The sequence below is a fragment of the Shewanella abyssi genome, assembly GCF_023284025.1.
Taxonomy (GTDB): domain Bacteria; phylum Pseudomonadota; class Gammaproteobacteria; order Enterobacterales; family Shewanellaceae; genus Shewanella; species Shewanella abyssi.
This window is the reverse complement of record NZ_JAKIKR010000033.1, coordinates 45,613-55,757: the sequence shown is the minus strand read 5'-3', so window position 1 is coordinate 55,757 and position 10,145 is coordinate 45,613. Positions and strand designations below refer to the sequence as shown.

The window sequence follows — 10,145 nt, the reverse complement described above, 5'->3', positions numbered from 1 at the left end:
ATAATACTCCTAGTAATAAAGACCTAACTGGGTCGGTACTAGTAAGTATTTAGGATGGGAGATAGAGATGGCTTTTATCTTTTCTGCCGCAGAGCGGCTTCGTTCAACAAGTCATTTAAAAGGACAAAAAACAGTTGGTTTTTGCTCCTTCGTCGCTTATTTTAACCAACTATTTTTAGCCTCTTAATGAGGCGTTATAAGGCAATGGATATTTCGTGAAAGCATCACTTATAGACTTTCCTTGCTATACAGGGAATCAAACATATATAGAGTCGTTATCTTATAATCTCGATGAACTGAAAATTATTGTAGTTGCAGATTCTGCGATACGCATTGAAGTTATATTTTATCAGCCTATTGGTTTCCGCTGTCTCGACGAAGGGGATATGCTTGAATACTGGGAGAACCCAGAAGTAACCAAAAACTGGATTCTTCAAATACATGATTCTGGTTGGCTGTCGCAAGAAAGTATGCGAAATGGTTTTCTTTCTAAAAGCTCAGAAGTAAAAGAATATCTTATAAAAGGTTTAAACGATTGCGTGAGTGTTCTAGACTCTGATTGTCCAAGTGTAAAGTTGTTGTAAAGCCTTATAATCGGGTAGCCAAGGGTATCTAACCCTCAGCCCCCATAAATAACCGTGCCATCCATAATATAACTATCAACAAATCCTTATTCAAAGTCGCAGCCGCACAATTTCTCCTGGTTGACCATTTTTTTAATGGCTATTGCAGCTTTGAGTCAAAACTATTGAATTTTAGAAGGTATATTGTGGATAAAACAACATTTCAAGCACAACGAATAGCTCAGAGTTGAGCACGAAACGTTAGCTGTATGATAGGGGCTTGTCGGCTATCCCTACGCTCTAGCAATCATCAAAGTGTCGGCACGACTGACTGTAGTGTCGTCGCCTTTTGTCTAAATGTTCACTATAAATAGTCACCTCTTGCAAGGTCCCTACTGGCCCCTTAAAGAGTTTACCAAATTCATTGGTGATTTTAAGCCAGTTTTCCACTGAGATATTTAGCCTAGTCAGAATCTGTTGGCTTTGCGCGCTGATGGCACCTCGCTTATCGTGCCTAATGATTCGTCCCGTTTCATCGACTAAGGTAAGGTAGTCTTTAACGTTGAACATCAAGCCTTTAGGCATATTGTTACGTTCATTACCCACAAACGGCAGCAAGCTATTAGGCTGCTCACCTTTTATCGCAGATTTTACACGCCTTTTAATACTGGTGTGTGCTGAACCTTCTGGCGTTTCTGCCATTTTTGCGCGAATGGGGTTTAAATCAACATAAGCCATACACGCTAGAATGGCCGCCTCATCAAGCAAGGCCTGTGATTTGAACCTGCCCTCCCAGAAACGGCCAGTACACTTATCTTCTTTGTTTGCCATGCGGGCGATAGGCTCATTGAGACAACGCATAAACCAAGATATATCACTCAGTCGACTTCGATACTCTGCAATTGAGTTTTTCAGCTGGCTGACCTCATGGCCTAAAATAACTTCACCACTAGCAAACTTCTGTGTGATGTCAGTACCTTTAAACAGTTGATGCCAGCGGATCACCACATCCATATCAGTCCAGCTATTTGCTTGATAGATATCGACCAGAAGTACGACATGTAAGTGATTAGACATCACAGCATAAGCTGCGATGTCTATTGCAAAAATACCACCAAGCTTAAGTAACTGTGACTCTACCCAACCTCGCCTGTGGTCATAGTTTTTGCCAGTGTACTTATCATCTCCAAAGAGGAAAGCACGTCTGGAAACTCTGCTGCAGCAATGGTATGCGGGCGTGTCTTCGATACTAACTTGAGTTCTTCTCGGACGCGGCATAACAACTCACCTATTACAAAATTCAACTGATAAAGTAAGCTTAGTCACCCTTGGCAATACCACAAATTATTATGGATGGCACCGTTAATTGTAGCACCGTTAATTTGTAGCACCGTTAATTTGTAGTAAACACCCAGGCATTGTTTCTCCGACTAAAAAAGACCCTATTTTTAACTGCAACGTGAGAAATAAACGATTTACAACAATAGTTTAGTAGTGCTACGTTTAACAAAATCAACACAGTTGCTAAGAACGTTATCGAGCGACTAATCAATAAGCTGTTAGCAGCTAGGGTACAGTGTCCTTAAAATATGTAGGAGTTATAATATTGGAAATATGTCAAACAGAAAGACTTAAAATTAGACGGGTCGAAGAAAGTGATTCAGCTTTTATTTTGAAACTTCTAAATGAAGAAGCATTTATTAAAAACATTACTGATAAGAATGTAAGAAGTCATCAAGATGCCATTCATTATTTGCGTGATGGCCCTATTTCTGATTATACAGAATTTGGATTCGGTCAATATATTGTGTCATTAAAAGACTCTGATATTCCCATTGGTATGTGTGGTTTTCTGAAAAGAGATGTATTGGAATATCATGACTTAGGCTATGCCTTTTTACATGAATTTTGGTCTAAAGGTTACGCGAGGGAGGCATCGGTAGCGGTGCTTAATGACGGGCATAAAAATCATGGCTTAAATATTGTGGTCGCGTTAACCTCGCTCGATAATAGAGGTTCTAACAATCTACTTAAAAAATTGGGGTTTTCATTAAAAGGCCGTAATGAAATGAATGGGAAGACATGTAATTTATACGAATATAGCTTTATGTGATAAGTATCTGCTAATCAGGTAGCCAGAGGTGTCTAGCCTCCAGCCCCATGCGGCTCCGCACAGGGCGGTTCAGCCGAATTCAAGATCTAAGTGCACCACATCAAATCATCTAAATACTTCTGCTGGTGTTTGGTAATTTAGTATCTTTCTTGGCCTGTTATTTATTAAGTTTACAATGGTTTCTTAGGAATGAGGGATGGTGCTACGACATAACAACAGTGGCCTAAGCTGGTTAAAAATCGATACACCTAGTAGCCACAAGGTCCCGCTTCATAAACAAAATGTAGTGTTGCTTGAGGATATTTAGACTCGAACTTTCTGGCAAGTTTCCGCAGTTGAACCTTGGTACTGGGCACTCGGCCAAGGTGTACAGGACTATTTTCTCGACCGTCTTCAGCATAGGCGACTTCAATAAATTCTTTATGAGTGTCTAAACCTATGAAAATTATGCTATGTTTTCTCATGCTAGCCTCCGGTGCAGTATTGTATGGTTACAGATACAGTATGGCTCTGGTGCACAATTTAACTATTTTGGACTAACCCTCGAACTTGGAGGCTAGCACCTCGTGGGAGTCATTATGTCTAGCACTATTGGAGCATCAATTGAGTTTAGGAAATCACATAACAGGCAAATTAAATAGCATAGAGGATTTTATCGAGAAATCTTCTATTTACTTATTTCCAGTGAAAGCTTTAGGTTGGATAGTATTACTTGTAGCTTTGATTGTTACTAATATTATCGCGATAGGTAAATGGCCTATATCCGCTATTTCCAAAAGACTCAATAAAAAAGACTCTGTTTTAGGGGAGCCAATGGATGTAACTTCCGATATTGAACTTAAAAAAATAGTTACAGAGCAAAGTATCGTTTTAGTCGACTTTTGGGCCGAGTGGTGTGGACCTTGCCTGTTAATGGATAAAACAATCAGTAACATTGCAAAAGAATACTGTGAAAATGTGGCAGTTGTTAAGATAGATGTATCATTAAACTCAACGCTAAGTAAATTATACGGTGTAAGAGGTTTACCAACAGTTATAGTGTTTAAAAATGGCGACGAAGTCATTAGAAAGAGTGGTTCACTAACAAAAAGTCAGTTGGTTAAACTAATAGAATAAAATAGTACAACGAATAAGGATAAAAACAGTTGGCTGTACTTACTCTGTTCAAAAAACTTAATCTGTTAACTAAGCGTTATATTTTTTCAGTGCTGGAGTAACCGAATGGCTCAAGGAAACAATAAGAAATTACTGACCAAAAAGATTCGAAAAGGTGACAAAGGTTACCCAATAGCAACGATAGCTTTCTATGGTCCCAACAATAATATTGCAACAAAAGTTGTTTGCGCAATCATAAGTGATGACGGCGCACAAGCTGAACCGATGAAAAAATGGTTTTCTTCATCTGACCTAAGAAAATCAGAAGAGATTTTGAGTGAGGTACTATGCTTCATTGATGAAAACGGGGCGAAGTCTGTGAGTATGGTCGAAGAGATCATAGGCTGTCCTCACGAAGAAGGAATTGATTACCCCGAAGGCGATTTTTGTCCGCAATGTCATTATTGGAAAGGCCGAGATAGATTCAGCGCCAAAATGGCGGATTAAAAATATAGCATGGCGTAATGAAGCAAAGCATGGATCGAGCTGATGCCTTAAAGCAAATTGTCACATATGGCTCAGAAAAAAAGGAAAGCGTACTCTGAACAGGTAAAGTTTGGATATGCTCCAAACGTTGAGTCCTTCGAAGTTACTAATAACACTCACTCCGTCAACATATTGCAACAACTAGCGGCAGCAAAATGTACAAGATTACGGCAATTTAGTCACCCTAATGTAGCCATGCTGAACCTAGGTTTACCGAACTGCTCAAGTAAGCCTGTTACTCTTTTTCCTTCATGGCTTGCATGCTAAACTCAAGCACACATTTATGCATTTTGAACTGACACTATCCTATGAAACAGTTGCTCGACTTTCTGCCTCTGGTTATCTTTTTTGCCGTCTACAAATTTTTTGATATTTACGTCGCCAGTGGCGCCTTGATTGCCGCTACCGCATTGCAGCTGATCATTAGCTACATGCTGTATAAAAAACTGGAGAAGATGCACCTCATTACCTTTGCAATGGTCACCGTATTTGGCTCGCTAACCTTAATTTTCCATGATGACTCATTCATTAAGTGGAAGGTCACCATAGTATACGCACTGTTTGCAATCGCGTTAGTGGTTAGCCAGTTTATGAATAAACCCATTTTGAAAAGCATGCTGGGCAAAGAGCTCGTTGTTGCAGATAAGATATGGGCTCATGTGACTTGGTATTGGGTACTGTTTTTTGTGGCATGTGCCATCGTCAACATCTACGTTGCTTTTAGCCTATCCCAAGAGACCTGGGTCAACTTTAAAGTGTTTGGCCTAACCGCTTTAACCTTGATTAATACCGTTCTCACTGTACTTTATCTATTTAAAAACATGTCTGAAGAAGATCGTAAGGAACTCAAATAATGTGGTACATGATTTCATCACAAGATATTGAAAATAGCTTAGAAAAACGTTTATCGGTTCGCGCAGACCATTTAGCTCGGCTGCAGCTTTTAGCTGATGAAGGTAAGCTACTCATCGCTGGCCCTCACCCTGCTATCGATAGTGAAAATCCAGGCGAAGCGGGTTTTACGGGCTCATTAGTGGTTGCTGACTTTCCATCACTTGAAGATGCACAGCGCTGGGCCGATGCCGACCCTTATATTGCCGCTGGCGTATATGAAAGTGTTATTGTAAAACCTTATAAGCTAGTATTGCCGTAAATAAAAGGAACTCAAAATTGAAGATAGTTTCATTTAATATCAATGGATTGCGAGCAAGACTGCATCAACTGCAAGCCTTAATCGATAGCCACCAGCCAGACGTCATCGGTTTACAAGAAACCAAGGTACATGACGAAGCCTTCCCACTTGCTGATGTTGAAGCTATGGGATACAAGGTGCATTTCCATGGTGGTAAAGCCCATTATGGTGTGGCTATGCTGTCAAAGGCTGAGCCAATAAAGCTTCAAAAAGGCTTCCCAACCGATGAAGACGACGCTCAGCGCCGTATGATTATGGGGACTTTTATGCAGGAAAATGGCCGTCCGCTTACCGTGCTAAATGGCTATTTCCCTCAAGGCGACAATGTTAGCCATGAGACTAAGTATCCCGCTAAGCGTAAGTTTTATAAAGACTTAATGGTATATTTAAATAAGTATCACACTGCAGATGAAGATATCGCTATCATTGGTGATATCAATATCTCTCCGGTCGATTTAGATATCGGTATTGGCGAGCCTAATGCTAAGCGCTGGTTACGAACAGGCAAGTGTAGTTTTCAACTTGAAGAGCGTGAGTGGCTTAAGACCCTGATGGACTGGGGCTTAGTTGATACTTTCCGTGAACTGCATCCAACGCGCACTGAGCGATACTCTTGGTTTGACTATCGCAGCAAGGGGTTTGTCGATAACCGCGGTCTGCGCATTGATGTCGTCTTAGCGAGCAAATCACTTGCTGAGCGTCTGCTTGAATCTGATATTGATTATGAGCTACGCGGTATTGAAAAGCCTTCAGATCACGCGCCGATTTGGAGCACTTTTAGTTAATCTAAACGGTGGTTTCATAAAATCAAAAATGCCAGCAATAGATGCTGGCATTTTTATGGGTTTATTTTGTGACTCAAAGCTACATGATTAGCGGCCTTGGTCTAACCGCAGTCTAGCGCCTCAATTCAATTAAGCTTAGTTATTAGTGAGTATCCTTTGCCAAAGTATATTGCTCTAATAGCTGATCTAATCCCTTTGAGGCGCTATTTAAGTCGGTTGCCAGACTAATTGAGTGTTCAGTGGTTTGCTTAATCGTTTCGGCTTGGCCTCGAATATCATGCAACTGCGATGCGATCTCGCGAGAGGCAACACTCTGCTCTTCAGATGATGCGGCTATTTGCGCGCTCATATCGAATACGGTACTGATAGATAACGCCATCTTATCAACGTCATTATTCACTGACACGATAGCTTCTCGACCCTTACTTGCTTGGGATACTATATCGCCAGTAATATTACTCAGATTATGGGTGCCCGATTGCAGGCCTTCAATCATGGATTGAATTTCAACCGTCGCCTGCTGTGTTCGGCTCGCTAAGGTTCTGACTTCATCAGCAACCACAGCAAAGCCTCTGCCCTGCTCGCCCGCCCTCGCAGCTTCAATCGCCGCGTTAAGTGCTAACAAATTAGTCTGCTCTGAAATACCATTAATGGTAGTCACCACATCACCGATTTGTGTCGCTGCGTGGGAGAGATCTTCAACCGAAGCGGACGCTTCTGCAATTTTCTCTGTTAATATGCCAATACTTGCCACTGCTGCAGTCAGTTGTACTTTGCTATTCGCTGCCTGCGATGAGTTAATTTCAGTTTGCTCTGATGTACTAGAGGCATTTTGCGCAACCTCTTCAACAGCTGCGGTCATCTGTGACATCGCTACCGCGACGGTATCCAGGAACTGATGCTGTGCTTGGGTTAACTGCTCATTTTGGCTTGCTTGTTGATGAAACTCTCCAGCAGCCTCTGCAAGCGTTTGAGCATTTCGTGCAATCGCTGACACCATTTCACTCATGTTATCCGCGCTACGGTCAATTTCACGGGCAATCAAACTGAAATCATCTTTACCAAAAAAGTTGAGTCTCAAACTAAGATCGCCATCAGCGAGTCTTTTTATCGCTTGATACATATCCCATAAGCCGCCACCAAGAGATGTTGACGTCCAATAACTGACTAGATATAGCGGCAATAACGATAAAAGAGCCAACCAAAACATGTTACTCGAATCAGATAACGCGACCTGTTCCCAGCGGCTGACATTTACGGTGTAATTAATGTACTCACCATCAATTGGAGTACTCACGCTAAGGCTATCGTTGCTGCGTGTCGACTCGCGAACAAAACCGATATTCAGTCCATTTTCGTTAGCAAAATCAGCTAAAGATGGCCCAGTCAGAGATAGGTTGGTGGCCACATTGGCATAAGCATCCACTGTCGCTTGAGCGCGCGCCATTGAAGCGGCTTCAATCTGCTGCTTACTAGTGATATAGCTGCCACCAGCTGCTGCTATGGTGAGCAACGTGACCATAGTACAGATGGCCCAGAACTTGCCATTGAGGCTAAGCTTGATGAGTACCGCATCGACGGTTCGAAAATTAATTTGTTTCATCGTGAAACTCCCTTGGCCTAGAGCCTTGACCATTTATAAACTTTTATCGACTCAACGGCAGTACAAACTAGGTTGAGTAGCGTTAACTTTTTGCATTTAAATTGCTGGTGACATTAGGCCCTAATTCTAATTAGGATTCTTTAGCGGTATTTGCTGCAATGATCGTTTGTAATTTTTGAGTCAAGCTGATGAGTTGAGTCGTCAATAGACTCATACTGTAACCAAGCACCGCGCCCAGCAGTAAAGGAGGTAATATTGCCGCGACATCGCCACCCATGGCAAAAGTGATACAGCAACCGATAAAAGCGCCTGGTATAAAGGCAAGTTTTTGATAGCTTGCTTGTAAACACATGGCAGCGGTTGCTATTCCGGTGAAGATATAGCCCATTATTGGAGAGACAAAAAAACTGCTTGCAGAAATAATTAGCCACCCCCAGAAGACACCAGAGACATTTGTTGTCATCGCCATCAGCATGCCCTTCACACCGGATTCGGTTTGTGCAAAAAAGGTGCTACAACCAAGAAAACCTATCCAGGTAACAAGTTGAAATACATCAGCAAAGCCAGCCCATACGGCTGCCAATAATCCTGCTGATATAGCGATTTGCCAACGATGCTCCATAAAGCCCTCTCTATTACGCGATATACACTTTTACAATGTCGATACACAACATTTAATATCAAGGTCGCTAAATTACCATCTTTTGTAGCCTAAAAAACACGATCTATGACAAAAAAGCGCTAATAAAGTGGACGATAGCGCACAAAACAAACGAAAACGTAACAAATATACAATATTCTAACTCTAGAATAACTAAATTGGAGTATTCAATAAGTGGTAATAATCGCCTCTGTCATGAAAATGACCTCAAACTGAGACGGCTCTGGCTAATTGAGCTAACCCCCTGACACAAAAAAAGCACCTCAAAACGAGATGCTCTTGTTAAACAGGGCTCACTCACAGACAAGCTCGCTAAGAAATCAATAACTCTTCTTGTTTCTGCGGGATGCGGTTTGCACCCCTTGGATCATTTTACCTAAGGCTTTATCTTTAGCTCTTCTCTCGGCCAGTGTCGCACCGTTCAGTGCCTGTTCACGCATCAATTTTCGATAACTGCTTAATCGACGCTCTGTCACGATGCCAGCATTTAGCGCTGCTTTAACCGCGCAACCGGGTTCGCTTTCATGACTACAATCTCCAAATCGGCACTGCTGGGCTAGTTCGGTGATTTCACTAAACGTGTCGCTGACACCCTGTTCGCAGTGGCTAAGCTGCAGCTCCCGCATTCCGGGAGTGTCCATCAGTAATCCGCCATGGGGTAACCACTTCAGCGCTCTTGAGGTGGTGGTGTGACGTCCTTTGCTATCATCTTCACGCACAGCGCTAGTGACTTGCGCCTCAACGCCCATTAAACCATTCACCAGTGTCGACTTGCCCACACCTGATGAGCCTAAGAACGCAATCGTTTTACCTGTTTGGCAATAGCCAGATAACGCTTTAAGCTGCTCACTATCGAGTGCATTAACCGAATGAACCATCATCATTGGATCGAGTTGTTGTACTTGTTGGCGCTTATCATCCACATCACTGCACTGATCGGCCTTAGTCAATACCACCACAGGCTCTACCTGCGCTTCTTTCGCTAGCGCGAGGTAACGCTCTATTCGGCTAAGGTTAAAATCGTGATTAAGCGAGCTGATAATCATGACGCTATCAATATTGGCAGCAATTAACTGCGTCGCCACTTTCGAGCCTGGCGCTTTTCGTTGGAACAAAGACTGACGTTCTAAATGACGATGCACCCTTTGTGACCCATCAAATAAAGCCCAATCACCAACGCATAAACGCTCAGCTTGCGCGGAGAAGGTTAATCTCACAGATCCTTGCTCACTCATCACCACCACGTGGCTTCTGTGCTGCTCGACTACACGGCCAATACTGAACAGGGTTAACTCTTCTAGGCTAAGTTGTTGCTGAAAAAAAGGGCGCCAGCCTAGTTGTGTTAACGTCGTCGTTGGGTTTTCCATGGTCTTTCTCCGTGCACGATGTGATGGCATCGTCCAGTCATTGATATTTTTAGTAGGCGAGTGTATTCAACTTCTTAGCTAGGGGAGCAATAGTAGCGACTTACTCAACGGGTTAATTGAATAAAAACGACAGATTGCTATGATTTTATACCTACGACATTAAATAGTGGTTTATTCAGGCGTGTTTCGCGCTACCTTCTACATCCTCCCTATATAGAGG

Annotated in this window: 11 protein-coding genes and 1 pseudogene; 7 read left to right on the top strand and 5 right to left on the bottom strand. The window is 42.4% G+C overall.

What is annotated here, in order from left to right; genetic code table 11:
• The first annotated feature begins 215 nt into the window (after window positions 1–215).
• Entirely contained in the window at window positions 216–584 is a 369-nt protein-coding gene (locus L2755_RS14425; RefSeq protein WP_248981386.1) for a hypothetical protein, read from the top strand.
• Window positions 585–863: 279 nt separating this feature from the next.
• On the opposite strand, the gene L2755_RS14420 is transcribed toward L2755_RS14425, so the two are convergent.
• Window positions 864–1,841: a transposase gene (locus L2755_RS14420; protein WP_248981385.1), complete on the bottom strand. Its 978-nt coding sequence runs from the start codon at window positions 1,839–1,841 to the stop codon at window positions 864–866.
• A gap of 328 nt (window positions 1,842–2,169) precedes the next feature.
• On the opposite strand from L2755_RS14420, the gene L2755_RS14415 reads away from it, so the two are divergent.
• Window positions 2,170–2,676 (top strand): GNAT family N-acetyltransferase, encoded by a 507-nt coding sequence (locus L2755_RS14415; RefSeq protein ID WP_248981384.1) that lies wholly within the window; start codon window positions 2,170–2,172, stop codon window positions 2,674–2,676.
• Window positions 2,677–2,852: 176 nt separating this feature from the next.
• On the opposite strand, the pseudogene L2755_RS14410 reads toward L2755_RS14415, so the two are convergent.
• Window positions 2,853–3,140: pseudogene (locus L2755_RS14410) on the bottom strand (IS110 family transposase); the annotation flags it as partial.
• Between the two features lie 139 nt (window positions 3,141–3,279).
• On the opposite strand from L2755_RS14410, the gene L2755_RS14405 reads away from it, so the two are divergent.
• The 5 genes from L2755_RS14405 to xthA all read left to right on the top strand — a co-directional run bounded on the left by L2755_RS14405 (window position 3,280) and on the right by xthA (window position 6,294).
• A complete protein-coding gene (locus L2755_RS14405; RefSeq protein ID WP_248981383.1) occupies window positions 3,280–3,792 on the top strand; it encodes a thioredoxin family protein in 513 nt (170 codons plus the stop codon).
• A gap of 105 nt (window positions 3,793–3,897) precedes the next feature.
• The gene (locus tag L2755_RS14400; RefSeq protein ID WP_248981382.1) at window positions 3,898–4,278 is read left to right on the top strand and encodes a hypothetical protein; all 381 of its coding nucleotides are present in this window, start codon (window positions 3,898–3,900) and stop codon (window positions 4,276–4,278) included.
• Between the two features lie 347 nt (window positions 4,279–4,625).
• The gene (locus tag L2755_RS14395; RefSeq protein ID WP_248981381.1) at window positions 4,626–5,171 is read left to right on the top strand and encodes a septation protein A; all 546 of its coding nucleotides are present in this window, start codon (window positions 4,626–4,628) and stop codon (window positions 5,169–5,171) included.
• A complete protein-coding gene (locus L2755_RS14390; protein ID WP_020912037.1) occupies window positions 5,171–5,470 on the top strand; it encodes a YciI family protein in 300 nt (99 codons plus the stop codon). Before L2755_RS14395 ends, L2755_RS14390 begins: the two co-directional genes overlap by 1 nt.
• 17 nt (window positions 5,471–5,487) lie before the next feature.
• Window positions 5,488–6,294 (top strand): exodeoxyribonuclease III, encoded by an 807-nt coding sequence (xthA, locus tag L2755_RS14385; protein WP_248981380.1) that lies wholly within the window; start codon window positions 5,488–5,490, stop codon window positions 6,292–6,294.
• 142 nt (window positions 6,295–6,436) lie between these two features.
• On the opposite strand, the gene L2755_RS14380 is transcribed toward xthA, so the two are convergent.
• The 3 genes from L2755_RS14380 to rsgA all read right to left on the bottom strand — a co-directional run bounded on the left by L2755_RS14380 (window position 6,437) and on the right by rsgA (window position 9,925).
• Window positions 6,437–7,897, bottom strand: a complete 1,461-nt coding sequence (locus tag L2755_RS14380; RefSeq protein WP_248981379.1) for a methyl-accepting chemotaxis protein — start codon at window positions 7,895–7,897, stop codon at window positions 6,437–6,439.
• Window positions 7,898–8,027: 130 nt separating this feature from the next.
• Entirely contained in the window at window positions 8,028–8,519 is a 492-nt protein-coding gene (locus L2755_RS14375; RefSeq protein WP_248981378.1) for a DUF1097 domain-containing protein, read from the bottom strand.
• 359 nt (window positions 8,520–8,878) lie between these two features.
• Window positions 8,879–9,925: a ribosome small subunit-dependent GTPase A gene (gene rsgA, locus L2755_RS14370; RefSeq protein WP_248981377.1), complete on the bottom strand. Its 1,047-nt coding sequence runs from the start codon at window positions 9,923–9,925 to the stop codon at window positions 8,879–8,881.
• Window positions 9,926–10,145: the final 220 nt, after the last annotated feature.

Bases quoted from the DNA above. Each gene is read 5' to 3' on its own strand.
- L2755_RS14420 (WP_248981385.1), bottom strand. From the start codon at position 1,841: ATGCCGCGTCCGAGAAGAACTCAAGTTAGTATCGAAGACACGCCCGCA.
- L2755_RS14400 (WP_248981382.1), top strand. From the start codon at position 3,898: ATGGCTCAAGGAAACAATAAGAAATTACTGACCAAAAAGATTCGAAAA.
- L2755_RS14395 (WP_248981381.1), top strand. From the start codon at position 4,626: ATGAAACAGTTGCTCGACTTTCTGCCTCTGGTTATCTTTTTTGCCGTC.
- L2755_RS14390 (WP_020912037.1), top strand. From the start codon at position 5,171: ATGTGGTACATGATTTCATCACAAGATATTGAAAATAGCTTAGAAAAA.
- L2755_RS14380 (WP_248981379.1), bottom strand. From the start codon at position 7,897: ATGAAACAAATTAATTTTCGAACCGTCGATGCGGTACTCATCAAGCTT.
- L2755_RS14375 (WP_248981378.1), bottom strand. From the start codon at position 8,519: ATGGAGCATCGTTGGCAAATCGCTATATCAGCAGGATTATTGGCAGCC.
- rsgA (WP_248981377.1), bottom strand. From the start codon at position 9,925: ATGGAAAACCCAACGACGACGTTAACACAACTAGGCTGGCGCCCTTTT.